Source organism: Janthinobacterium sp. HH104 (assembly GCF_001758715.1).
Taxonomy (GTDB): domain Bacteria; phylum Pseudomonadota; class Gammaproteobacteria; order Burkholderiales; family Burkholderiaceae_D; genus Janthinobacterium; species Janthinobacterium aestuarii.
Window position 1 is genome coordinate 1 of record NZ_LRIB01000030.1, and the last position, 22,891, is coordinate 22,891.

Genomic DNA, 22,891 nt, shown 5'->3' on the forward strand with positions numbered 1-22,891 from the left:
CGGTCAATGCGTCGAACAACGGCGGCCCGATCTATAACAACAATACCAGCGGCACTTCCTACGGTTTCCAGGTAGAAACCTGGTTCTAAGTTTGCAGGCGTTGTAAGTCAAGTTCAACCTGGCGCATCCTTCGCGGATGCGTTTTTGGCGCCGTCCCGTGATATAAATGCAATGTAGTCATGTCATGGATCACGGCGCCGTCTTTACACCAAGATGATGCCCGTTTGCAAGCGGGTCTGAGCACAAGAGCGCCGGTACAGGCGCAGATTTCACCTTTTTCGGCCCCCGTATGCCGAAGCCCCCTAAAAGCTTGATCAAAAAAGGAATGTGGAGATGAAACTGAAATTCAAGATTACCCAACTGGCCGCATTGACCACCCTGGCATTCGCTGGCAGCGCCTTTGCGACCGACGTGGAAGTGTTGCACTACTGGACCTCCGGCGGCGAAGCGAAGTCCGTGGGCCAGTTGCAGCAAATCGTGAAAGAAAGCGGCTTCGGCTGGAAAGACTTCGCCGTGGCTGGCGGCGCTGGCGAAAACGCCGCGACCGCGCTGAAAACCCGCGTCATTTCCGGCAACCCGCCGACAGCCGCCCAGATCAAGGGCCCATCGATCCAGGAATGGGGCGCTGAAGGCGTGCTGGCCAATATCGATGATGCCGCCATTCCAGGCAAATGGGATGCCGTGCTGCCGAAAGTCGTCGCCGACATCATGAAATACAAGGGCCACTACGTTGCCGCTCCCGTCAACGTCCACCGCGTCAACTGGATGTGGGTCAATCCGGAAGTGCTGAAAAAAGCCGGCGTGGCCACCACCCCGACGACCTGGGATGCGTTCTTCGACGCGGCCGAGAAGATCAAGAAGTCGGGCGGCATCGCGATCGCTCACGGCGGCCAGCCTTGGCAAGACGCCACCGTGTTTGAATCCGTCGCGCTGGGCGTGGGCGGCACGGAGTTCTACAAGAAAGCCATCCTCAAGCTGGACCAGAAGGAGTTGACCGGCCCGACCATGCTCAAAGTGTTCGACACCCTGGGCAAGGTGAAGACCTACATCGACAAGGATGCGGCTGGCCGCGACTGGAATCTGGCGACCGCCATGGTCATCAACAACAAGGCCGGCTTCCAGTTCATGGGCGACTGGGCCAAGGGCGAGTTCACGGCCGCTGGCAAGGTGCCGGGCAAGGACTACCTGTGCGTGGCCGCTCCTGGCACGGACAAGGCCTACACCTTCAACATCGATTCGTTTGCCATGTTCACGCAAAAGGATGCGAATGCGAAGAAAGGGCAGATCGCCCTGGCCAACGCCATCATGAATCCGAAGTTCCAGTCGATCTTCAACCTGAACAAGGGTTCGATTCCTGTGCGTTCCGGCGTTTCGAAGGACAAGTTTGACGCCTGCGCCCTGAAATCGATGGAAGACATGGACGCCACCAACAAGTCCGGCGGCCTGGTGCCATCGTTCGCCCACGGCATGGCGCTGCCATCGGCCACGCAAGGCGCCGTGACCGACGTCATCGCCAAGTTCATGAACACCAACATGAGCTCGAAAGACGCGGTTGCAGCTTTGGCCAAAGCGGCAAAAGTGAAGTAATCACGACGGCGCCGGCACGCTCGCCGGCGCCCGCTGCATTGCATGCATCGCAGGCGTCCGCCCTGGCTTCGACCAGGCCGGCGCCACACGCAGTTCTCTCTACGGCTCTCCTATGTCCATACGCAAGCAATTCGACCGATGGATACCGCAGATGGTGTTGGGCCCCACGCTCATCGCCAGCTTGGTATTCGTCTATGGTTTTATCTTTTTGACCGGTTGGCTGTCGCTGACCGAATCGCGGCTGATGCCGAACTACGAGTTCGCCGGCCTGGTGCAATACGTCGAGCTGTTCGACAACGAGCGCTGGTGGACCTCGCTCAAGAACCTCGGCATCTTCGGTGTCCTGTTCATCGGTTGCAGCATCGCCATCGGCCTGTTCCTGGCCATCCTGCTGGACCAGAAAATCCGCGCCGAAGGCGCGCTGCGCGCCATCTACCTGTATCCGATGGCGCTGTCCTTCATCGTCACCGGCACGGCCTGGAAATGGATGCTCAATCCCAGTCTGGGCCTGGAAAAGGTCATGCACGACTGGGGTTGGACGTCGTTTACCTTCGACTGGCTGGTGAACTCCGACATGGCCATCTACACGGTGGTGATCGCCGGCGTATGGCAGTCGTCGGGCTTTGTCATGGCCCTGTTCCTGGCCGGCCTGCGCGGCATCGATGACGAGATCATCAAGGCGGCGCAAGTCGATGGCGCGTCCTTGCCGACGATCTACTGGCGCATCGTGATTCCCGCCATGCGTCCCGTATTCTTCAGCGTGCTGCTGATCCTCGCGCATATCGCCATCAAGAGCTTCGACCTGGTCATCGCACTGACGGCTGGCGGACCTGGCAACTCGTCGTCCGTGCCGGCCATCTTCATGTACCAGTTTTCCTTCACCCGCGGCCAGCTGGGCCTGGGCTCGGCATCGGCAATGATGATGCTGGCCACCATCGTGGCCGTGCTCGTGCCGCTGATGTACCTGGAAACGCGCAGCGCAAAGGCGATGAGATGACACACACTCCTACACGTAACAACAAACTCACCCTGGGACGGGTGGTGTTATACCTGCTGCTGATTTTGTTCGCGGTGTACTACATCGTGCCCCTGTACGTGACCTTGTCGACGTCGTTCAAGTCGCTCGACGAGATCCGCAGCGGCAACCTGCTGGCCTTGCCGCACGTGTGGCAATTCGATTCCTGGTCCAAGGCCTGGTCTTCGGCCTGCACGGGCGTCACCTGCGACGGCATGCAGCCGTTCTTCTGGAACTCGATCAAGATGGTCATTCCCGCCGTGCTGATCTCGACCTTCCTGGGCGCCTTCAACGGCTATGTGTTCGCGCACTGGCGCTTCCGTGGTTCGGAAATCCTGTTTGCCGCCTTGCTGGTGGGCTGCTTCATTCCGTTCCAGGTGGTGATCCTGCCGATGGCGCGCTTGCTGGGCGAATTCGGCCTGGCCAATACCACCACGGGGCTCGTCTTCGTGCACGTGGTGTATGGCACGGCGTTCACGACCCTGTTCTTCCGTAACTACTACATCGGGGTGCCGGAAGAACTGATCAAGGCGGCGCGCATCGACGGCGCCGGTTTCTTCCTGATCTTCCGCAAGATCGTGCTGCCGATTTCGGGTCCGATTTTCGTCGTCTGCATCATCTGGCAGTTCACGCAGATCTGGAACGACTTCCTGTTCGGTATCGTCTTCGCCAGTGGCGATTCGCAGCCGATCACGGTGGGCTTGAACAACCTGGTCAACACGTCCACGGGTGTGAAGGAATACAACGTCAACATGGCCGCCGCGGTGATTGCCGCGCTGCCGACCCTGCTGGTCTATCTGGTCGCAGGCCGTTATTTTGTGCGCGGTCTGACCGCAGGCGCAGTCAAAGGTTAAGGAAAGAATATGTCCAGTTTATCGATACGCAGCATCCGCAAGGTGTACACGAATGGCGTCGAAGTCCTCAAGGGCATCGACATCGAGATCAAGGATGGCCAGTTCCTGATCCTCGTCGGCGGCTCCGGCTCCGGCAAGTCGACCTTGCTCAATATGGTGGCCGGCCTGGAAAGCGTCACGTCCGGTGAAATCCTCATCGACGGCAAGGTCGTCAACGACTTGCCGCCGAAGGATCGCGACATCGCCATGGTGTTCCAGTCCTACGCGCTGTACCCGTCGATGACGGTGCGCGAAAACATCGCGTTCGGTTTGAACGTCAAGAAGGTGCCGAAGGCGGAGCAGGAGGAAATCGTCGCCCGCGTCGCTGAAACCCTGCAGATCACGCACTTGCTGGATCGCCGTCCGGCGCAGTTGTCGGGTGGCCAGCGCCAGAGGGTCGCCATGGGCCGCGCCATTTCGCGCAAGCCGTCGCTGTTCCTGTTCGACGAACCGCTGTCGAACCTGGACGCCAAGCTGCGCGTGGAAATGCGCGCCGAGATCAAGCTGCTGCACCAGCGCCTGAAAGCCACCATCGTCTACGTCACGCATGACCAGATCGAGGCGATGACGATGGGCGACCTGATCGCCGTCATGAAGGATGGGGTGGTGCAGCAACTGGGCACGCCGCAGGAAATCTACGACAATCCGGCCAACCTGTTCGTGGCCGGCTTCATCGGCTCGCCGTCGATGAACTTCATCACCGTCAAGCCTGTCATCGAAGGCAACGAGGTGTTTGTCGCCATCGAGAACGCAGGCAAGAGCTTGCGCCTGGCCTTGCCGTTTGCCGCCGACAAGCTGCGCAGCTATGCGGGCCGCGACGTGATCCTGGGCGTGCGTCCGGAGCAGATCACGGACATGAGCAGCGCACACGGCGACGTGGGCCAGGAACTCGGTTGTTTGATCGACCTCGTCGAGCCAACCGGTCCCGACACCTTGCTGACGACGCGTTTGAACGGCGCGGCCGTGACTTGCCGCACGCACCCGCGCGAAGCCGTGCTGCCGGGGCAGACCATGCAGTTGTCGTTCAACCTGTCGAAAGCGGCCCTGTTCGATCCGGCCAACGGCGAACGCATCGCCTAAGCAGCACCTGCAATAGAAAACGGCCCGCTTGTCGCATGACAGGCGGGCCGTTGTCGTTTACGCCGCCGTCTATTGCGCCAGCGATTTTTTATAGGCGATGGCGTGGCGCAGCTTGCCCTTGTCGTCGATCAGTTCATCGAACGCTTCCCGGTTGACTTCCCGCAGGGCACCCAGCTCGCGCGCGCTCTTGCCGCCGCTGACGATATCGTCCGGTTGCAGCGCCACCATTGCCTGCGCGGCCAGCAGGACCGCATTGGCATACGCGGTGGGATCGCGCAGGTCGACGCGCGCCAGGTCCAGCGCCGGCATGCGGCGCAGCCAGCCGGCCCAGTAAAACTCGAGAAATTCCGTGGCGTGCTCCGGCGGCTCGTAGCCGATCCCGCGCGTAAAGTAGACGAGCGAGCGGTACGGGTCGTCGCCCAGGGACTGCAGGCCGATGGCGGACGGCAGCTGCCGCGGCGTGATGGCCTGGTGGCGGCCATTTTTCAGCCACACCTTGTTTTCCTCGCGCATGCGGGTCCAGAACGCCGCTTCGCCCAGCGCGCTGAAATTGTCGCTGACCTTGACCCAGACTTTCATTTGACGATTGCGCCCGCCGTCGGCCTCCCAAAATGTGGAAAACGTGTGGTGGCCATCGGTCAGATACACGATGCCGCGCGGGCCGATGACGACGGTCTTCATGTCGTCCGGACGGCTGCCTACGGCCGCCTTGCAGCGGTAGCCGGCCGGCGGTGCGCTGAGCGTGGCGCCGGGCACATTGGCCGTGTTGGGCAAGACGTCGCCCTGGCCATTGGCTTCGCACAGGTCGGCGAATTTCTTCGGCTTGGCGATGTCGGCGATGTGTTTTTCTTCGGCCGCATAGCGTCCCAGCTTGTAATACACCTGGTCGTAGCCGATGGCCGGCTGGGTCGGATGCAGTTCATCGAGGCGTACCTGCAGCATGCGCGGATGGGCGGCGCTGCCCACGACGGTGGCCATCAGCGCCTGCTGGCGCGCGCTGAGGACCGGAGCCGGCGCGACGGCGGCGTCGCGGGCCCATGCCATGCTGGCGAAAACGAGGGCCAGCGCGGCGGCGGCCCGGGGGAATGCGGCGTGCATGCGGCCTCCGAAGTGAGCGGTATCGCGTGCAGCATAGCGCGGCACGCGATTTCGCGCAGTCCGACAGGCGCATGCACTGCGCCATATCAAGACAGCTTCTTAAAACCACGTCTCCACTTGCAGGCCGAACGAGGTGCCGCTGGTGGCATTGCCATACACGGGGCCCGATTCATTGGCCTTGTTGACGGCGGCCGTGGCGGCGTCGTTCCATTTGCCGTACGTGACAAAGGCGCGCAGCTCGGGGCGCGACCAGTAACCCTTGCCCGCCGTCAGGGTGGGCGCAAAGGTCAGCTTGGTCAGGCGCTGCGCGGCGCCGCCCGTGGGCGAGGTCACGCGGTCCGTGCCCAGTTCGAACTGCAGCTTGAAGTTGTCGTTGACGGCATACACGGGGCGCACGCCCAGGGTGGTCCAGGTCGAGCTGCCGCCCGTGGCGTCGGATTTGTCGCGCTGCACGATGGCGATCATTTCCGCGCTCCATTCCGGCGTCGGCTGTATCCACAGCGAATTGAAGATGCGCAAGCGCGTGACGTCGCTGCCGTTGCGGATCGAACCCGTCGTGCCCATGCGGTCGCAGCACTGGCCGCCCGCGCCCGTGCCCGGCCCGACGCCGTACTGGATGCCGAAGGTGTTGGCGCCGCCCCATACCTTATCCTGCTTGTGCAGCACGGTGGCTTGCCAGCCGCTGTGCGAGGTGCTGTCCTTCTTGTCGGGCGTGATCAGGGTGGTCAGCACTTCCAGCGTGCCATCCTGGTTGATGGGGATGCCCTGGTAGACGAGGTTTTGCCGGATGGCCGAGTTGCCGGGCTTGTCGTTATCCTTGAAGAAACCATAGCTGATGCGGCCCGGTCCCAGCTTGTACTGGTCGATGCCGCCGCCCGTGCCGTTCATATTGATGTATTGCAAGTCCAGCATGTGGATGTCGGGACGCATGTAGTAGCGCTTGCCGATCCAGGCCGTGCCGCCGTTGAGGATTTCGATGTTTTTCGCTTCCACGTACATCTTCGACATGCTCAGGTCCGAATCGCTGACGGCGGAGCTGGGCGTATAGGCGGCCACCATGATATGGCCGACGAAGCTGACGCCGTTGGGCGACTTGGCCATTTCCTTCTGGTATTCGAATTCGCCATAGGTGTCGCATTCGTTGCCGAGCCGGTAGCGCATGGTATTGCCGCCCAGGCCGTAGCAGCTTTGCGGGCCGCGGCTGTCCGTGCTCGAGCCGAGGCCGGCGCGGAAGTAGCCGTGGTATTCGCCTTCGGCATCGCTGGCGTGGGCGGCGCCGCAGGCCAGCAGCATGGCGCAGGCCAGCGCCAGCGAGGTCTTCATCGGGTGTTGCATGGAGTCTCCTTGTCGTTATCAAAATGCGTGCTTGGGCACGTCGTACCGGATCGCTGCCGATCCAATCGGGGAACTGCCTGGGCAGAAAGGCTCAGGCGGCCAATATCTGTTTCGATGAAATCAGGTTGCCGGGCTGGCGCCGCGTGCGCGCCACGCCTTGCGCGTCGAACAAATGGAAGGCGCTGCTGGCGGCCGAGACCGTGAATGGCTGGCCCAGCGGCACGCGGTTGTTGCCGTCGCCGCGTATCACCAGTTCCTGGCCGTTGTCCAGCGCCAGGTAAATGAAGTTGGCTTCGCCCAGGTGTTCCACCAGGCTGACGACGCCCTGGAAGCGGGCGCTGCCGTCGCCGTTTTCGAGGATGTGTTCGGCCCGCAGGCCCACCGTGACGGCGTCGCCTGCATGCAGGCCGGCCGGGTCGACGAGGGCCGTGATTTCCTGGCCGCTGGCCAGCGCCACGCGCACGCCATCGTCCTGTGCGGCGACGACCTTGCCTTCGAAGAAATTCATCATCGGTGCACCGATGAAGCCGGCCACGAAGCGGTTCGCCGGCTGCTGGTACAGTTCCAAAGGCGTGCCCGCCTGCTGGATATGGCCGCCATGCATGACGACGATCTTGTCGCCCAGGGTCATCGCCTCGACTTGGTCGTGCGTCACATACACGATGGTGGCGTTCAACTGGCGGTGCAGCTTGGCAATTTCCAGCCGCGTCTGCACGCGCAGGGCCGCGTCGAGGTTCGACAGCGGCTCGTCGAACAGGAACAGCTGCGGTTCGCGCACGATGGCACGGCCGATGGCCACCCGCTGGCGCTGGCCGCCCGACAGTTCGCGCGGCAGGCGTTCCAGCAGGTGGTCGATCTTCAGAATGGCGGCCGCGTGGCGCACGCGCTGGGCGATGGCGTCCTTGCTGGCGCCGGCGATCTTCAGGCCGAACGCCATGTTGCGGTACACGCTCATGTGCGGATACAGCGCATAGCTCTGGAAGACCATGGCGATGCCCCGTTCGGCCGGCGGCAAGTCGTTGACAACCTTGCCGCCGATGGACAAGGTGCCTTGCGAAATGCTTTCCAGGCCGCACAGCATGCGCAGCAAGGTCGATTTGCCGCAGCCGGAAGGGCCCACCAGCACGACGAATTCACCGTCGCGGATGTCGAGGTCGATGCCGGCCAGCACATTGTGGCGGCCGTCGTAGGATTTGGTCAGTTGTTGCAGGCTTACATGGGCCATGGCGCACCTATTATTTGACCGCGCCGGACGTCAGGCCGCGGATCAGTTGACGAGAGAAAATGACGTACATGACGAGTACGGGAATGACGGCCAGCGACAGCGCCGCCAGCACGGAGTTCCAGTCCGTCACGTATTGCCCGATGAATTGCTGCACGCCCAGGGTGACGGTCTTGGTACGGTCCGATGGCGCCAGGATCAGCGGGAACCACAGGTCGTTCCAGGCCGGAATCATGGTGAACACGGCCACCGTGGCGATGGCGGGGCGGATCAGGGGCAGGATCACCTGGAAGAAGATGGCGAATTCGCCCACGCCGTCGCAGCGCGCCGCATCCTTCAGTTCGCGCGGCACCTGGCGCACGAATTCGGACAGGATCATCACGGCCAGCGGCAGGCCCTGCGCCGTGTACACGAGCACCAGCGCCGTCAGGGTGTTGATCAGGTCGAGCCGCACCACCAGTTCCAGGATGGAGACCGTGCCCAGGCGGATGGGGATCATGATGCCCAGCGCCAGGTACAGGGTCAGCAGGCGGTTGCCCGTAAACGTGTATTCGGACAAGGCCCAGGCCGCCATTGCGCCGAACAGCACGATCAGCAGCAGCGACAGCAGGGTGACGAACAGGCTGTTGCCGAAGTACAGCAGGAAGTCCGAATTGGCCAGCACCTTGTGAAAGCCCACGAGCGAAAAGGTCGAGGGCGTGGGCAAGGCCAGCGGATTGTCGAAGATGGCGGCCCGCGTCTTGACTGAGTTGATCAGGATCAAGACGATGGGAAACAGGGCGATGATGGTGTAGCCGGCCAGGATCGCATGCACGGCGGCGCGGCCCAGGGGGCGGGTGGAAACGTTGCGCATGGCGGCCCTTACAGTTCGTAGCGTGTCAGCTTGCGCTGCACGAAAAAGAAATACACGCCCACGCCCACGAGGATCACGAGGAACATCATGGTGGCCACGGCGGCGCCCATGGTGGGGCTGCCCAGCTGGGCCTGGTAACCGAAGAAGGTGCGGTAAAAGAAGGTGCCGAGGATGTCGGTGGCGTAGTTCGGCCCCGCCAGCGCGCCTTTCACGGAATACACGAGGTCGAAGGCATTGAAGTTGGCGACAAAGGTGAGGATAGTCACCAGCCCCAGGGTGGGCCAGATCAGCGGCAGCTTGATTTGCCAGAAGATGCGCATGGCGCTGGCCCCTTCCGCGTGGGCCGCCTCGATGATTTCCTCGGGCACGGCCAGCAGGGCGGCATAGATCAGCATCATGGGGATGCCGATATATTGCCAAACGGAAATGAGGGCGATGGTCAGCAGGGCCGTCGATTCCTGGCCCAGCCATGGCGCAAAGTAACTGCCGATGCCGACGCCATCCATCAGCGACTGGCCCACGCCCCACAGCGGCGACAAGATCAGCTGCCAGATGAAGCCGATGATGACGACGGACAGCAGGGTCGGCAGGAAGATCAGGGTACGGTAGCTGCGCTCGCCCTTCAAACCCTTGAGGCTGAAGAGGGTGGCCAGCAGCAGGCCGATGGGGTTTTGCAGCAGCATGTGGATGAGGAAAAACTTGCAGTTGTTCCACATCGCATTCCAGAAACTTTGCGACCATTGCGGGTCGAACAGGATGGTGGCGTAGTTGGCCAGGCCGGCAAAATGGTGCTGGCCGCTCTCATCGGTCGTGTACAGGCCCAGGCGCAGGGTATCGGCCAGGGGCAGGGCGCTGAACAGCGAGTAAATGACCAGCGCCGGGGCCAGGAACACGAGGACGTGCCATGGGAAAGCTTTTTTCACGGCGAAACTCCAGACGAAGAAAAGCACCGGCGGCGGGGCCGCCGGCAAAACCGTGCCACCGGCTGCCGCATCGCACTGCTCAGGCCGGTTGCTCGGGGAGGGTAGACGTGGTGATTACTGTTGCGGCTTGTACCACTTGGCAAAGCCGGACTGGATCTGGCGCGCCGCGTCCTTCGGCGCCAGTTTGCCGTTCAAGACCTGGGCGTTGACGTTCCACAGCTCGTTTTCCATGCTCGGCTCGCCACGGTTGAGGATTTGCGCGTTCAGGCGGATGGTCGAGGCGCAACTGGCACGCCAGCCGTTCATTTGCTTGGCCAGCGGATCCTTGATGGAGATCAAATGGTTCGACAGCGAGAAGAATCCCGTCACCTTGTTGGTGTAGATGTCGGCGAATTCCTGCGAACCGAGCCAGGCGAGGAATTTGTAGGCGTCTTCCTTGTTCTTCGACTTCTTGTTGACGCTCATGCCGATGTCCGTGTGGTCCGAGATGTAGCACTTGTCGCCGGCCTTGCGCACGGGCGGGTTGAAGGCGCCCAGTTCCAGTTCCGGGTCTTGCTTGAAGTAGGCGATGTCCCATGAGCCGGACGGGTAGATGGCGGCCTTGCCCAGCGCAAACTGGTTCTGGCTGTCGCCATAGCTTTGCGCGCTGGCGCCCTTGGACAGGTAGCTGCCCAGCCGTGCTTCATATTCCCAGGCGGCGACGAATTGCGGGTCGGTAAATTTGGCCTTGCCGGCGATCAGCGCCTTGCGGCCCTCTTCACCCTTCCAGTAATTGGCGCCGATGCTGGTAAACACCACCTGGTTCGCTTCCCACTGGTCGGCCGTGCCCAGGGCCAAGGGCGCATATTTGCCGCTCTTCCTGACCGTTTCCAGCACCTTGAAGAATTCCTCTTCCGTGGCGGGCGGTTGCAGTTTCAGTTCACGGAAGATTTTCTTGTTGTACAGGAAGCCATGCATGACGGACGCGATCGGCATGCAGAAGGTGTCCTTGCCATCGTCCGTCTGCCACGCCACCTTGGCCGAGGCGGGGAAGTTGTCCATGCCGGCCTTGCCGTCGAGCTTTTCCAGCTGGCCCCGCTTGTACAAGGCCAGCGAGACGTCGAACGGTCGGCAGGCCAGCAAGTCGCCGGCCGTGCCGCCGCTCAGGCGCGCGTTCAGGGTGGAATCGTATTCGGTGGGGGCGGTGGGCGAGAACTTGATCTCGATGCCAGGATGTTTTTTCTGGAAGGCGGGAATGAGCACCGTTTCCCACAGGGTCTTGTCATCCACGCGCCAGCTTTCGATGGTGAGCGTGCCCGCCTGTGCCGTGCCGCTGGCCAGCAGCAGGGCCAGCAATGTGTTGCGCGCGGCCGCGCCGCCTTTTGCATGCAGTTGCATGTCGTCTCCTTGTTGGTGTTGGTCTTGTTTGGCTGCCTGTTACGCTGCAGTTGGCGGACAGTAGCATCGGGGGGAATGTGACGCCAGCGTCTGGCATTGTGCCGACGATTATTTCTTATCTCGTTGATTTAAAAGAAAAATGTTGAAATGCGCGGGGGTGCTTGCTTACCTTTCCTTACCGATGTCCGCTGCCGTGGCGCGCCGCGCGGGGCGTCGGGCGCGTGGGGCTCCTTGTGCGGTGCGCAAGGTAGCGCAACAAAAGCTCACGTTTCTTTACAAATCAGGGGACTAAATTACCAACCTGCTGTTTGTAGTTGGGCTATAGTTTGTCGCGACAAGAACAAGGGGACAGGATTGAAGACGCCGCCGCACAGCACCGCCGACCGCCATGCCGGGGCCGCCCGCCGTCGCGGCGTGGCGGCGCTGGCGCTGCTTGCCTTCCTGTGCAGCAGCGTGCCGGCGCGGGCCGAAGCGCTGCAGGTGCTGCACTGGTGGACCTCGGCCGGCGAACGCCGCGCCGCCGACGTGCTGGTGGCGCGTCTGGCGCAGGAAGGCGTCGAATGGCGCGATGCGGCCATCGCGGGCGGCGCGGGCGTCGGCGCGGGCAAGGTCTTGAAGAGCCGCGTGCTGGCCGGCAAATCGCCGGAAGTCATGCAGCTGATCGGCTATACCCTGGGCGAGTGGAGCGACCTGGGTCTGCTGCTGCAGCTCGACAGCGTCGCCGCCAGCAACAACTGGCGCGCCACCATGTATCCCACCGTATGGGGCTTGCTGCAAAACCGCGGCCATACGATGGGCGTGCCGGCCGGCATCCACCGCATCAATACCCTGTTTTACAACCGCAAGATCTTCCAGCGCCTGGGCCTGGCCGCGCCGCGCAGCTGGAGCGACTTCGAGCGCGTGGCGGGCAAGCTGCGCCAGGCCGGCATCACGCCGCTGGCGCAAAGCAGCGAAGCGTGGCAGGTGGCGACCTTGTTTGAAACGCTGGTGCTGGCCGAATCGGGGCCCGCGTATTACCGCGCCCTGTTTGTCGACAAGAAAGCCGAGGCGTATGCGGACCCGCGCCTGCGCCACGCCTTGCAGCGCTTGAGATCGCTGAAACAATGGATGGGCACGCCGCTGCGCGAGCAGGGCTGGCCCGAAATGGCGCGCCAGGTGGGCGACGGCGAGGCGGCCATGTACATCATGGGCGACTGGGTCAAGGGCGAGCTGAACGCCTGGGGCCGCGCCACGGACGAGGCGTTCGGCTGCGCCGCCGCGCCCGACACGGGCGACTACCACCTGTACAGCATCGATACGCTGGCCATGTTCGCCTCCGACTACACGCACCAGGGCGCACAGGAAAAGCTGGCGCAGGTGGTCGCTTCGCTGCCCGTGCAGCTCGAATACAGCCAGGTGAAGGGCTCGATTCCCGCCTTGCGCCAGGCCGACCTGTCGCGCCTGGACAGCTGTGGGCGCGCCTCGGCGCAGGCATTCGCGCGCGGCGCCGCGTTCCAGGCGCCCAGCCTCGTGCACCGCATGGCCACCGATGAAACCAGCAAGGATGCCATCATCGCCGAAGTGCACCGCTATTTCCTCGATGAGACGATCAGCGCGGCCGACGCGCAACGCCGCATCGGCAGCATGTTGCAAGCGCTGAATAAAAAAGGACGAGACCATGTCACGCAAAATCCTCGTCGTTGACGACGATCAAAAGACCCGCATGCTATTGAAGGCCTACCTGGAAAAGAACCAGTACGAGGTGGGCCTGGCGCACGATGGCGCCACCTTCCTGGCCGAATTCCACCGCCACGTCGACAGCCTGTCGCTGGTGATCCTCGACGTGATGCTGCCCGACACGGATGGCTTTGCCCTGTGCAAGGTGGTGCGCGCCCGCTCGAACGTGCCCATCATCATGCTGACGGCCAGCTCCGACGAGACGGACCGGGTGGTGGGGCTGGAACTGGGCGCCGACGACTACATTGCCAAGCCCTACAGTCCGCGCGAATTGCTGGCGCGCATCAAGGCCATCCACCGCCGCACGGGCATCGACGCGGCCGCGCCGCCCCGCTATTACCGCTTCGTCGGTTTCACGCTCGATACGCTCGAGCGCACGGTGACGGATGCCGACGGCGAAGCGCTGCAGCTGACGGGTCTCGATTTCCAGCTGCTGCGCTACTTTGTCGAGCATCCGGGCGATATCCTCGACCGCAGCGTGCTGTGCGAACAGACGCGGGGGCGCGACGCGGGGCCGCTCGACCGCTCGCTCGATGTGCAGGTGAGCCGGCTGCGGTTGCGCCTGAAGGACGATGGCAAGCAGCCCATGCTGATCAAGACGGTGCGCGGGGCCGGTTATGTGTTCTCGGCCGACGTGAGCAGTGGGCATGCCTGAGCGGGGTGCGCGCCGGCTGCTCGAGCGCCTGCTGCCGCCATCGCTGCTGGGCCGCCTGTCCGTGGTGATGGTGGCCGGCGTGCTGGCCACGCAACTGGTGGGCAACCTGATCTGGGCCACGCAGCTGCGCCGCGACTCGGCCGTGGAGGCGCGCATGGCGTCGCAGCACCTGGCCCGCAGCGCCGCCAGCACCATCCGTTTCTTCCTCAGCCTGCCGGCCAACTACCGCCCCATCCTGATCCAGCAATTTCGCGAGATGGGCGGCACGCGCTTCTTTGTCAACGTCAACCAGGGGCCGCTGGCCATCCGCGAAATTGCTCCGCACGCGCTGGCCGATACGGTGGTGGCCACGGTGGGTGCGGCGCTGAAGAGCGACTTGCCGCAGCTGGCCGGCTACCGCGTGGGCTTCGCCTGGCCGAGCGACCTGGTGGTGGCCGACAGCGGCGCGCACATCGGCGACTTGCCGGAAAACTGGGTGCAGCACATCTTGCTGCTGAAACCGAATCCCGCGCCCGTCCTCGTGATCCAGGCCGAGCTTGAGCCGGGCAACTGGCTGTACCTGGCGGCACTGATGCCTAACCCGTATTTCTTGCAAAGCAGTAATCCATGGACACTCGACCGGGTATTGCTGCAAGCGTTGTCGCTGGCGGCCGTGCTGCTGCTGTCGATCCTCGTCGTACGCTGGACCACACGGCCGCTGGCGGCCCTGTCGGACGCGGCCGAAGCGTTTGGCCGTGGCGAGACGCCGCCGCCCCTGCCGCAGACGGGCAGCCGCGAGTTCGTGCAGACGGCGCGCGCCTTCAGCGGCATGCGCGAACGCATCCAGCGCTACCTGGAAGACCGCGAACGGCTGTTCGTCTCGATTTCGCACGACTTGCGCACGCCCATCACGCGTCTGAAATTGCGTACGGAATTGCTCGACGACGACGTGCAGCGCAACGAATTCCACGATGACCTCGATGAGCTGGACATGATGGTCAAGGGTGCGCTGCAATGCGTGAAGGATAGCGATATCCATGAAAACGCCACCGAGGTGCGCCTGGACCCCTTGCTGCAGCGCATGGTGCGGGGGACACAGCTGGCCGGCCATGAAGTGCATTACGTGGAAACGGACCTGAGCGTGAAGGCCAAGCCCCTGGCCTTGAAGCGCGCCATCGGCAACTTGCTCGACAATGCCCTGTTTTACGGCAAGACCGCCCACCTTTCGGCGTGCCGCGAGGGCGCCAACGTGGTCATCCGCATCCGCGATGACGGCCCCGGCGTGGCCGAAGAGGCGTTCGCCAGCCTGTTCCAGCCCTATGTGCGCCTGGAACATGGCCGCGAGCAAAACGCGCATGGCATGGGATTGGGGCTCGGTATCGCGCGCAGCATCGTCCAGGCTCACGGCGGCGAGCTGACCCTGGCCAACCACCGCGATGGCGGCCTGGAAGCGACCATCCGTCTGCCGGCCCAGTAAGCGACGTCAGCTTCACCCGGCCAGCAGTGCGCTGGGCACGCGCGGCGAGGACATCAGGTCGCGGAAGGCGGCCCAGTGCTCGGCGCGCGTCGCGCCCTGGCGTTCGACATAGGCTTTCGCCATGTCCTGGCCCAGGTTGTAATTGATGACGTACGCACCCATGGCGTCATAGAACTGCAGGCGCTGCGCGGATTTCTCGGCCGGGTACAGGCGCACGTTGACCAGCCATTCCAGCGCCTCTTCGCGCGTCAGGCTGCCTTCCAGGTATCGGCGCGCGATGTCGTTGTCGGCATAACCGAGTTTGGCCAGCAGCGCGTTGAGTTGCGCATAGCGGGGCGCCAGCGCCGGGTCGAGGCCGGCCAGCGGGTACAGCACCTGTTGTTCGAAAGCCAGCCGTTCTTCATCCGTAAAACTCAGTTCGATGCCGTAATTGGCTGTGCCTTCGGCGATCAACGATTGCGGCGAATACAGCGGATAGATGCAGTACTCCATCCAGCCCTTGCCTCGCACCAGGTCGCGCTCGAGCAGCACGTTGTAGACGTGGTGGCCCGGATACGCTTCGTGGCAGCCGAGATCGACGGCGCGATCGATGTACACGGGCAAGTCCGTATTGATCTGGATCACGCTCTGGTAGTTGCCCTTGTACCAGTTGTAGCCGCTCCACGGCTTGTCGGTGACAAATTCCAATATGAAATCTTCGCCTTCGGGCAGGGCGATGTAGCACAAGGTGCGCTCGCGTCCCGCGCGGATGGCCGCATCCATGACGGCGTGCAGCTTGTCGGCGGGAATGATGAGCTGTGCGCGCAAGGCGTTGACCCTGTCGCTGACCGTGCCGTCGCCAGGCAGCAGCGCGTCGATCTGCGCCACCAGTGTTGCATAGTATGCGCGGCTGTGATGGGGCGAGACGGCGTCGTACAGGCGCGCGCTTTCCGTATCGAAATCGAGGCGCGATCCCTGCAGCATCTCCGCGCGCGCCATGACGGCTTGCAGCTGCTTGCGCAGGTTGAGGGCGCGCAGGCCAGTTTCACCGGCCAGCAGGGCCAGCGCTTTGTCCGTCGCGGCCTGGATATCGCTTAAACCCAGTTGCTGTTCCACCGCTTCCTGTTGCCATGCGGGCGGGCCGTAATAGGCATCCACATACGAGGCATCGTGCTGGCCCATGGCCAGGACCAGCCTGACGTAGCGTTCGGCCACGTCGGCGAGAGTAGGAGAGTTGCTGTCGTTGTTCGTCATGGTGGCCTGGTTTTTGCGGTTGGGCAGGCGCTTATTGTATAGCGCAACAGGCTGGAGCGAGGCACGGATACGGAGCACGGACGGGCGGCCTCATTTCTCTATAACAATTAGAAAAATGCATCTTGATATAGCTCAGTGAACCCGGCGTTCGTGGCCTGCGCGTGCGGGTTTGGTAGCAAGATGGCGTGGTCTTCTTTTTTATGTGTACACGTGATTTTCCTCTTGATTTTTCTTCGTTTATGGACGAATATGATGTACGAGATCCGGCACTACCTGACATCATCGGGCAGGGATTTATATACAGAATGGCTGAAGCGGCAGCGCGACAATACGGCCAGGGTGGCTATCGTGCGACGCGTGCTGCGTATGATGCCCGGTAATTTTGGCGATCATAAATTTTGCCACGACGGCGTGTGGGAATTGCGCATCGACGTGGGGCCTGGTTACCGTATTTACTATGCCATCGACGAGGGCCAGATTATTTTATTGCTGTGTGGCGGAGACAAGCGCACGCAGTCGAAAGACATCGAATACGCCTGTGCCTGCTGGCACGACTGGAAGGAGAGAGGACATGAAAGAGGACGTGAAACAGGTCATGAACAAACCAGCAAGAGACCGCTCGCATGACGAAGCGATGGCTGAACTGTACCGCGACGATCCCGCCTTCGCCCTTGAACTGATCAACAATATCCTCGTCGATGGCGACCACGGCGAACTGCTGGCCGTGCTGCGCCAGCTGACGCGCGCCTTTGGCGGCGTGCCCGCCGTGGCGCAGGCGGCTAAGCTCAACCCTACCCAGCTGTACCGCACCCTGTCGCCCGATGGCAATCCCTCCCTGAGTACCTTGACGGCCATCCTCGATGCCATGGGCTTGCGCCTGGCCGTGGAACCCAGGCAGCCCGAACGTCCATTTTCCGCACCGGCTGCCTGAGTCCCCGCCCTGGGTTTAAAACTCCACGGGCCGTGCCTCGCGCATCGCTTGCGTCATGGCCAAGCCGATGCGCGTCGCCTCTGTTGCGTCGTGCAAGGTCAGCGACAAGGTGCGCCGGCCCAGTGCCGCATCCGTAAACTCCTGCGCCTCGATCAAGAAGGCGTCGGCGAAGCGGGCATAGAAGTCTGGCGTGCACTCATTGCGCACGCCATGCGCATCCGAAATTTCCACCCTGTTCAGACGTGGATTGCTGCCCACGGCCAGGCGGCCGCCCGTGCCGAACACTTCCGTCAGGGTTTCATGGCCATGCGCCATGGTGCGCGAGGCCATGAAGCTGGCCATGCTGCCATCGGAAAATTCGACCGTTGCCAGCCCGTTGTCGACGTCGCCGAACGCCTGCAAGCCCGTGTGGATGGCGTTGGTGCCGCTCGCATACACGCGCTTGGGTGCGGGGTTGCCCAGCAGCCAGCGCGCCAGGTCGATATCGTGCACGCTGCAATCGAGGAAGATGCCGCCGCTGGTGGGGGCGAAGCGCATGAAGGCGCCGCTGGGGTCGTTCTGGTCGCAGGTTTGCGAGCGCACCAGATACGGCTTGCCGATGAGGCCCTGGGCGATCTTTTGCTGCGCGTCATGGTAGCTGGCGTCAAAACGGCGCACGAAGCCGATCATGATCGTCAGCTGCGGGTGGCGCGCCGCTTCCGCTTCCACCTTCAGGCAGTCGGCCAGGTCCAGCGACAGCGGTTTTTCGCAAAACACGTGCTTGCCGGCGCGCAGGGCGGCGATGATCTGGTCCGCATGCAGCGAGGTGGGCGTGACGAGAAAGACGGCGTCCAGGCCCGGGTGGGCCAGCAGGGCGTCGTAATCGGCATAGCCGGTCGTGATGCCGAGCTGGCTGGCGGCCCAGTCCAGTTCGGCTGGCACGGGACTGCAGGCGGCCACGACTTCGGCATTCGGCACGCGCTGCGCCAGGTTGATGGCGTGGCGCTGGCCCAGCCGGCCCAGGCCGACGATGCCGACTTTTAATGTTGGGGATGACATGGTGTCTCCAGATATTTTTATTCTTGTTTATAAAGTGACCACACGCTGTTCGCGCCACGACAGCGTCGCCGCCTCGGCCAGTTCCAGCGCCTTCAAGCCATCGTGGACGGTCGTGCGCAGCGGCGTGCCGTGGGTGAGGGCGTCAAAGAAGTGCGCCATTTCCTGCGCGTAGGCCACGCGATAACGTTCCAGGAAGAAATCTTCCGGCCTGTCGACGCTGACGTTCACCGAACCATAGGCCGTCACTTCCGTCGGCTTGTGGTTGCCCGCCTGCAGCATGCCGGCGCTGCCCAGCACCTCAAAACGCTGGTCATAGCCGTAGGCAGCGCGGCGCGAGGCATTGATCTGGCACAAGCGTCCCTTGGCCGTGCGGATGGTGACGACGGCCGTGTCCAGGTCGCCCGCTACGCCGATGGCCGGATCGACGAGGCAGCTGCCCGTGGCGTGCACGCTGACGGCTTCATCGTCGAGTATCCAGCGGAAGATGTCGAAATCGTGGATCAGCATATCCTTGAAGATGCCGCCCGAGACCTTGATGTAGCTGACCGGTGGCGGACCCGGGTCGCGGCTGGTGACGATGAGTAACTCCGGCGTGCCGATCTCGCCCGCTTCAATGCGTGTCTTGACGGCATTGAAAGTGGGATCGTAGCGGCGCTGGAAACCCAGCATGCACAGCACCTTGGCTTCCTTGACGGCGGCGGCGCAGGCGCGCGCCCGGTCGATGGTCAGGTCGACGGGTTTTTCGCAAAAGATGGCCTTGCCGGCGGCGGCCGAGCGCAGGATCAGGTCCGCGTGCGTGTCCGTGCTCGAGGCAATGACGACGGCCTTGATGGCCGGGTCGGCCAATGCCGCCTCAACCGTGGCGCTGCTGCCGCCATGCAGGCCGGCCAGCGCGGCGGCCGCTTCCTGGTTGACGTCAACCACGTACTTGAACTGCACGCCGGGTTGGGCAGCCAGGTTGGCCGCGTGGATTTTGCCGATGCGTCCGGCGCCGAACAACGCTACTTCAATCATCATGTTCTCCTGGGGTGTGGATTTCTTCGATGTCGAGCTCTAATTTGTAGGCCAGCGCGATGAACAGCGCCTGGCACAGGCAGATGGTGCTGGTCAGCGAGCGGAAGGCGAAGGCGCTGCCCTCGGTGACGGTGAGCAGCGCGTCGGCGGCCCGCGCGAGCGGGGCCAGCTTGCTGTCGGTAATCACAAGGACCTTGGCGCCTTTGTCTTGCGCCGCCTTGATGCACTGCTGGGTTTCCTTGCCGTAAGGCGAGAAACTGATGGCGATCGCCACATCGCGTTCGCGCACGCTGCGCATCTGTTCGCGGTGCATGCCGCCCAGTCCGCTAATCAGGTGCACGCGCTTGTCCGTGTGTTCGAGCGCATAGGCGATGTAGGAGGCGATCGGAAAGGACCGGCGCACGCCGATCACATAGATATTTTCCGCTTTCAGCAGCAGGTTGACGGCCGCTTCCAGCTGCGCGTCGTCGAGTCCGGCCGCCAGGTCGTCGAGACCGGCGCGGCTGGCGCCGACGAATTCGCGCGTCAGGTCGCCTGCGCTCAGGGCGGCGTCGCGCGTGGAGATCAGCTTGCGGATGCGCTGCTGGTAGTCGGGCGTGGCGCCGGCCTGGTCCGTATAAGCCTGGCGGAACACGTCTTGCATTTCGGAAAAGCCCGTGTAGCCAAAGCGCTGCGCGAAACGCACGATGGCGGACGGCTGCACGTCGCAGGCGGCGGCGATGTCGCTGATGCGTTCGAGCATCAGGCTGGCCCGGTGCTTTTCAATGTACTGGGCGATGACTTTCAACTGGCGCGACAGGTTGTCGTACTCGGCGGCAATGTGCTGCATCAGTTGTTCGATGGGGGCGGTGGCTGCCATGATTTTTTCCTTGGTGTACTTGCTGGGCCGCTGTCTCCGTGCGGCTGGTTCTGGCGAGAATTATAGGAGGGAATCTTGAAAATAGAAACGAATTTCTATTTAAATTTATTTTGAAAATTTTATTGCATTTGTCTTTTTTGTGGCCTAAGCTGTGCGCAGTGCATCGGTTCGTGTGCCGCAAGGCCAGGCCGGTGACACCCTTCATAAAAGCTCGCAACTATAAAAATTAATCCGTCTAGGAGACATTCATGCATAGCAATAAAAGCAAGGGTTTGATGAAGTGCCTGGCCATCGCCAGCCTGGGCCTGAGCCTGGGTTTGAGCACGGGCGCCAGCCATGCTGCCGGCGAGAAATTCGTCATGGTCAGCCACGCGCCGGACTCCGATTCCTGGTGGAACACCATCAAGAACGCCATCAAGCAAGCCGGTGAAGACTTCAACGTGTCCGTCGACTACCGCAATCCGCCCAATGGCGACCTGGCCGACATGGCGCGCCTGATCGAGCAGTCGGCCGCGCGCAACTATGATGGCTTGATCGCCGACATCGCCGACTTCAGCGTGCTGCAAAAACCGCTGGGTACGGTAGTGGCCAAGAAAATCATGCTCGTGACCATCAATTCGGGCACCATCGCGCAAAGCGAACAGTTGAAAGCCATCATGCACGTGGGCCAGCCCGAATATGACGCGGGCCTGGGCGCCGGCAAGCGCGCCAAGGAAGCGGGCATCAAGTCGTTCGTGTGCGTGAATCACTATGCGATGAATGCGTCGTCGTTCGAACGCTGCCGCGGTTTTGCCGATGCGCTCGGCGTCGACTTCAAATCGTCCACGCTCGACACCAATGGCGTCGACCCTGGCGTCATCGAAAGCAAGGTCAGCGCTTATCTGCGCAGCAATCCGAAGACCCAGGCCGTGCTGGCGCTGGGACCGGATTCGGCGCCGGCCGCCATGCGCGCCGTCGAGAAGCTGGGCTTGAAAGGCAAGATGTACTTCGCCAGCTTCGACTTGTCGGAAGAAATCGCCAAGGGCATCAAGGATGGCAGCATCCAGTTCGCCATCGACCAGCAGCCCTATCTGCAAGGCTACATTCCTGTCGCCGTGATGGCCATCATGAAACAGCAAAAGATCACTGACCTGGCCAAGGTCAAGGAGATCCTGATCGCCAATCCGAAATACCAGGCACGCCTGGCGGAATACGGCCTGACCCCGATCTACGGCCCACGCCATATCAGCTCCGGCCCCGGTTTCGTGACCAAGGAAAACATTTCCAAGGTCGAAAAATACGCGGGCCAATACCGCTAATCCACACAGTCGCCACCGGGTTTGCCCAGCGCCGCACCGCTACCTGCGGGCGGCGAATGGGAGGAGCACGCCTGGCGCCAGCGATGCTGGCAGGAAAGTAATTGAAATTGGTAACAAGTATCACTGAAAGGACATCGTATGACTGCGCTCAAAACCAGCCTGGCTAGCCCCGGCATGAATCCTCCTCCGCCTCCCGGCGCCGCCAGCAAGCCAGTTGCCGCCGCCGACGAGCGCGTGGGCACGACCAGCTGGGTCAAACGGTTTTTTGGCCGCCCCGAGTTCGCCTCGATTTCCGGCGCGGTGCTCGTGTTTGCCTTCTTCGTCATCACGGCCGGCGATTCCGGCATGTTCAACCTCGATGGCGTCGTCAACTGGATGCAAGTGGCGTCCTACCTGGGCATCATCGCCATCGGTGCCTGCCTGCTGATGATCGCCGGTGAATTCGACCTGTCGATCGGCTCCATGATCGGCTTTGCCGGCATGATGATCGCCATCCCGACCATCTATTTCCACTGGCCACTGTGGGCCGCCATTATTTTCGCCTTCGCCGGTTCCATGGCGCTGGGCTGGCTCAACGGCTACATCGTCATCAAGACGCGCCTGCCATCGTTCATCGTTACCCTGGCATTCCTGTTCATCCTGCGCGGCCTGACCTTGGCCCTGTCGATCATGTTCGCCAACCGCACCATCGTCAGCGGCGTGGGCGACCTGGCGGCGCAGGACTGGCTGGCCAGCCTGCTGTTCCACGGCAATGTGGCCACTGGCCTGTTCCAGTGGATGGGCGCGCATGGCTGGATCGCCGTGCTCGACGACGGCTCGCCGCTGGTGAAAGGCATTCCGAAAGTCATCGCCTGGTGGCTGGTGCTGGCTGCCGGTGCCGCGTTCGTGTTGTCGCGTACCCGCTTCGGCAACTGGATGTTCGCCGTGGGCGGCGACGCCAACGCGGCCAAGAATGTGGGCGTGCCGGTGCGCAAAGTGAAAATTTCGCTGTTCGTCTTCACGGCCTTCTGCGCCTGCCTGTTTGCCACCTTGCAAGTATGCGACGTGGGGTCGGCCGCCGCCGACCGGGGCATGCAAAAGGAATTCGAAGCCATCATCGCGGCCGTCATCGGCGGCGCCTTGCTGACGGGCGGCTACGGTTCCGTCGTCGGCGCCTGCTTCGGCGCGCTGATCTTCGGTGTGGTGCAGATCGGCATCACTTATACCAACATCAATTCGGACTGGTTCCGCGTGTTTCTCGGCGTGATGCTGCTGATCGCGGTGCTGTTCAATAACTTTGTACGCTCACGCGTCACGGAAGCGAGATAA

21 protein-coding genes are annotated in these 22,891 nt (G+C 62.5%); 11 read left to right on the forward strand and 10 right to left on the reverse strand.

The window, feature by feature from the left end; translation table 11 throughout:
• Window positions 1-333 precede the first annotated feature (333 nt).
• From JAB6_RS11985 to JAB6_RS12000, 4 genes are all read left to right on the forward strand, one after another.
• Complete coding sequence (locus JAB6_RS11985; protein ID WP_034757604.1) at window positions 334-1,587, forward strand: ABC transporter substrate-binding protein; 1,254 nt, start codon at window positions 334-336, stop codon at window positions 1,585-1,587.
• A 112-nt stretch (window positions 1,588-1,699) separates the two neighbouring features.
• On the forward strand, window positions 1,700-2,584 hold the full coding sequence (locus JAB6_RS11990; RefSeq protein WP_010397323.1) for a carbohydrate ABC transporter permease: 885 nt from the start codon (window positions 1,700-1,702) through the stop codon (window positions 2,582-2,584).
• Window positions 2,581-3,456, forward strand: coding sequence for a carbohydrate ABC transporter permease (locus JAB6_RS11995; RefSeq protein WP_034757607.1), 876 nt, complete (start codon window positions 2,581-2,583; stop codon window positions 3,454-3,456). Before JAB6_RS11990 ends, JAB6_RS11995 begins: the two co-directional genes overlap by 4 nt.
• A gap of 9 nt (window positions 3,457-3,465) precedes the next feature.
• On the forward strand, window positions 3,466-4,575 hold the full coding sequence (locus JAB6_RS12000) for an ABC transporter ATP-binding protein (RefSeq protein ID WP_070303050.1): 1,110 nt from the start codon (window positions 3,466-3,468) through the stop codon (window positions 4,573-4,575).
• Window positions 4,576-4,644: 69 nt separating this feature from the next.
• Here JAB6_RS12000 and JAB6_RS12005 read toward each other — a convergent pair whose 3' ends face one another.
• From JAB6_RS12005 to JAB6_RS12030, 6 genes are all read right to left on the reverse strand, one after another.
• Window positions 4,645-5,673 carry a ParB/Srx family N-terminal domain-containing protein gene (locus JAB6_RS12005; RefSeq protein ID WP_139143369.1) on the reverse strand — a complete coding sequence of 343 codons (1,029 nt, stop codon included), beginning with the start codon at window positions 5,671-5,673 and terminating at the stop codon, window positions 4,645-4,647.
• Between the two features lie 99 nt (window positions 5,674-5,772).
• Window positions 5,773-7,008: a carbohydrate porin gene (locus tag JAB6_RS12010; protein WP_070303051.1), complete on the reverse strand. Its 1,236-nt coding sequence runs from the start codon at window positions 7,006-7,008 to the stop codon at window positions 5,773-5,775.
• Between the two features lie 91 nt (window positions 7,009-7,099).
• Entirely contained in the window at window positions 7,100-8,233 is a 1,134-nt protein-coding gene (locus tag JAB6_RS12015; protein ID WP_070303052.1) for an ABC transporter ATP-binding protein, read from the reverse strand.
• A 10-nt stretch (window positions 8,234-8,243) separates the two neighbouring features.
• Entirely contained in the window at window positions 8,244-9,083 is an 840-nt protein-coding gene (locus tag JAB6_RS12020) for a carbohydrate ABC transporter permease (RefSeq protein ID WP_046684851.1), read from the reverse strand.
• Window positions 9,084-9,091: 8 nt separating this feature from the next.
• Window positions 9,092-10,006 carry a carbohydrate ABC transporter permease gene (locus tag JAB6_RS12025; RefSeq protein ID WP_034758088.1) on the reverse strand — a complete coding sequence of 305 codons (915 nt, stop codon included), beginning with the start codon at window positions 10,004-10,006 and terminating at the stop codon, window positions 9,092-9,094.
• 114 nt (window positions 10,007-10,120) lie between these two features.
• Complete coding sequence (locus JAB6_RS12030) at window positions 10,121-11,383, reverse strand: ABC transporter substrate-binding protein (RefSeq protein ID WP_070303053.1); 1,263 nt, start codon at window positions 11,381-11,383, stop codon at window positions 10,121-10,123.
• 354 nt (window positions 11,384-11,737) lie between these two features.
• Here JAB6_RS12030 and JAB6_RS12035 point away from each other — a divergent pair, with 354 nt between their 5' ends.
• From JAB6_RS12035 to JAB6_RS12045, 3 genes are read left to right on the forward strand one after another with little or no spacing between them, the layout of a single operon-like run.
• Complete coding sequence (locus JAB6_RS12035; RefSeq protein WP_070303054.1) at window positions 11,738-13,066, forward strand: ABC transporter substrate-binding protein; 1,329 nt, start codon at window positions 11,738-11,740, stop codon at window positions 13,064-13,066.
• Window positions 13,041-13,754 carry a response regulator gene (locus tag JAB6_RS12040; RefSeq protein WP_034757625.1) on the forward strand — a complete coding sequence of 238 codons (714 nt, stop codon included), beginning with the start codon at window positions 13,041-13,043 and terminating at the stop codon, window positions 13,752-13,754. The genes JAB6_RS12035 and JAB6_RS12040 overlap by 26 nt, the downstream gene beginning before the upstream one ends.
• A complete protein-coding gene (locus tag JAB6_RS12045; RefSeq protein WP_034757631.1) occupies window positions 13,747-15,210 on the forward strand; it encodes an ATP-binding protein in 1,464 nt (487 codons plus the stop codon). Before JAB6_RS12040 ends, JAB6_RS12045 begins: the two co-directional genes overlap by 8 nt.
• A 12-nt stretch (window positions 15,211-15,222) precedes the next feature.
• On the opposite strand, the gene JAB6_RS12050 is transcribed toward JAB6_RS12045, so the two are convergent.
• Window positions 15,223-16,443, reverse strand: coding sequence for a hypothetical protein (locus tag JAB6_RS12050; protein WP_070303121.1), 1,221 nt, complete (start codon window positions 16,441-16,443; stop codon window positions 15,223-15,225).
• A gap of 252 nt (window positions 16,444-16,695) precedes the next feature.
• Here JAB6_RS12050 and JAB6_RS12055 point away from each other — a divergent pair, with 252 nt between their 5' ends.
• Both JAB6_RS12055 and JAB6_RS12060 read left to right on the forward strand, forming a co-directional pair.
• The gene (locus JAB6_RS12055) at window positions 16,696-17,070 is read left to right on the forward strand and encodes a type II toxin-antitoxin system RelE/ParE family toxin (protein ID WP_070303122.1); all 375 of its coding nucleotides are present in this window, start codon (window positions 16,696-16,698) and stop codon (window positions 17,068-17,070) included.
• A complete protein-coding gene (locus JAB6_RS12060; protein ID WP_070303055.1) occupies window positions 17,039-17,374 on the forward strand; it encodes a DNA-binding protein in 336 nt (111 codons plus the stop codon). The genes JAB6_RS12055 and JAB6_RS12060 overlap by 32 nt, the downstream gene beginning before the upstream one ends.
• Window positions 17,375-17,389: 15 nt before the next feature.
• Here the strand turns inward: JAB6_RS12060 and JAB6_RS12065 are convergent, their stop codons facing one another.
• The 3 genes from JAB6_RS12065 to JAB6_RS12075 are packed head-to-tail and all read right to left on the reverse strand — an operon-like array spanning window position 17,390 to window position 20,285.
• Window positions 17,390-18,412 carry a Gfo/Idh/MocA family oxidoreductase gene (locus JAB6_RS12065; RefSeq protein ID WP_070303056.1) on the reverse strand — a complete coding sequence of 341 codons (1,023 nt, stop codon included), beginning with the start codon at window positions 18,410-18,412 and terminating at the stop codon, window positions 17,390-17,392.
• Window positions 18,413-18,439: 27 nt separating this feature from the next.
• The gene (gene iolG, locus JAB6_RS12070; protein ID WP_083292691.1) at window positions 18,440-19,426 is read right to left on the reverse strand and encodes an inositol 2-dehydrogenase; all 987 of its coding nucleotides are present in this window, start codon (window positions 19,424-19,426) and stop codon (window positions 18,440-18,442) included.
• Entirely contained in the window at window positions 19,419-20,285 is an 867-nt protein-coding gene (locus JAB6_RS12075; protein ID WP_034757651.1) for a MurR/RpiR family transcriptional regulator, read from the reverse strand. Before JAB6_RS12075 ends, iolG begins: the two co-directional genes overlap by 8 nt.
• 275 nt (window positions 20,286-20,560) lie before the next feature.
• Between JAB6_RS12075 and JAB6_RS12080 the strand changes: the two genes are divergently transcribed.
• The gene (locus JAB6_RS12080; RefSeq protein WP_223279159.1) at window positions 20,561-21,583 is read left to right on the forward strand and encodes a sugar ABC transporter substrate-binding protein; all 1,023 of its coding nucleotides are present in this window, start codon (window positions 20,561-20,563) and stop codon (window positions 21,581-21,583) included.
• A gap of 174 nt (window positions 21,584-21,757) precedes the next feature.
• Entirely contained in the window at window positions 21,758-22,891 is a 1,134-nt protein-coding gene (locus JAB6_RS12085; RefSeq protein WP_051991939.1) for an ABC transporter permease, read from the forward strand.

What these genes read in the sequence shown, in the direction of transcription:
- JAB6_RS11985 (WP_034757604.1), top strand. Translation starts at nt 334, where the DNA reads ATGAAACTGAAATTCAAGATTACCCAACTGGCCGCATTGACCACCCTG.
- JAB6_RS11990 (WP_010397323.1), top strand. Translation starts at nt 1,700, where the DNA reads ATGTCCATACGCAAGCAATTCGACCGATGGATACCGCAGATGGTGTTG.
- JAB6_RS11995 (WP_034757607.1), top strand. Translation starts at nt 2,581, where the DNA reads ATGACACACACTCCTACACGTAACAACAAACTCACCCTGGGACGGGTG.
- JAB6_RS12000 (WP_070303050.1), top strand. Translation starts at nt 3,466, where the DNA reads ATGTCCAGTTTATCGATACGCAGCATCCGCAAGGTGTACACGAATGGC.
- JAB6_RS12005 (WP_139143369.1), bottom strand. Translation starts at nt 5,673, where the DNA reads ATGCACGCCGCATTCCCCCGGGCCGCCGCCGCGCTGGCCCTCGTTTTC.
- JAB6_RS12010 (WP_070303051.1), bottom strand. Translation starts at nt 7,008, where the DNA reads ATGCAACACCCGATGAAGACCTCGCTGGCGCTGGCCTGCGCCATGCTG.
- JAB6_RS12015 (WP_070303052.1), bottom strand. Translation starts at nt 8,233, where the DNA reads ATGGCCCATGTAAGCCTGCAACAACTGACCAAATCCTACGACGGCCGC.
- JAB6_RS12020 (WP_046684851.1), bottom strand. Translation starts at nt 9,083, where the DNA reads ATGCGCAACGTTTCCACCCGCCCCCTGGGCCGCGCCGCCGTGCATGCG.
- JAB6_RS12030 (WP_070303053.1), bottom strand. Translation starts at nt 11,383, where the DNA reads ATGCAACTGCATGCAAAAGGCGGCGCGGCCGCGCGCAACACATTGCTG.
- JAB6_RS12040 (WP_034757625.1), top strand. Translation starts at nt 13,041, where the DNA reads ATGTCACGCAAAATCCTCGTCGTTGACGACGATCAAAAGACCCGCATG.
- JAB6_RS12045 (WP_034757631.1), top strand. Translation starts at nt 13,747, where the DNA reads ATGCCTGAGCGGGGTGCGCGCCGGCTGCTCGAGCGCCTGCTGCCGCCA.
- JAB6_RS12050 (WP_070303121.1), bottom strand. Translation starts at nt 16,443, where the DNA reads ATGACGAACAACGACAGCAACTCTCCTACTCTCGCCGACGTGGCCGAA.
- JAB6_RS12055 (WP_070303122.1), top strand. Translation starts at nt 16,696, where the DNA reads ATGTACGAGATCCGGCACTACCTGACATCATCGGGCAGGGATTTATAT.
- JAB6_RS12060 (WP_070303055.1), top strand. Translation starts at nt 17,039, where the DNA reads ATGAACAAACCAGCAAGAGACCGCTCGCATGACGAAGCGATGGCTGAA.
- JAB6_RS12065 (WP_070303056.1), bottom strand. Translation starts at nt 18,412, where the DNA reads ATGTCATCCCCAACATTAAAAGTCGGCATCGTCGGCCTGGGCCGGCTG.
- iolG (WP_083292691.1), bottom strand. Translation starts at nt 19,426, where the DNA reads ATGATTGAAGTAGCGTTGTTCGGCGCCGGACGCATCGGCAAAATCCAC.
- JAB6_RS12075 (WP_034757651.1), bottom strand. Translation starts at nt 20,285, where the DNA reads ATGGCAGCCACCGCCCCCATCGAACAACTGATGCAGCACATTGCCGCC.
- JAB6_RS12080 (WP_223279159.1), top strand. Translation starts at nt 20,561, where the DNA reads ATGAAGTGCCTGGCCATCGCCAGCCTGGGCCTGAGCCTGGGTTTGAGC.
- JAB6_RS12085 (WP_051991939.1), top strand. Translation starts at nt 21,758, where the DNA reads ATGAATCCTCCTCCGCCTCCCGGCGCCGCCAGCAAGCCAGTTGCCGCC.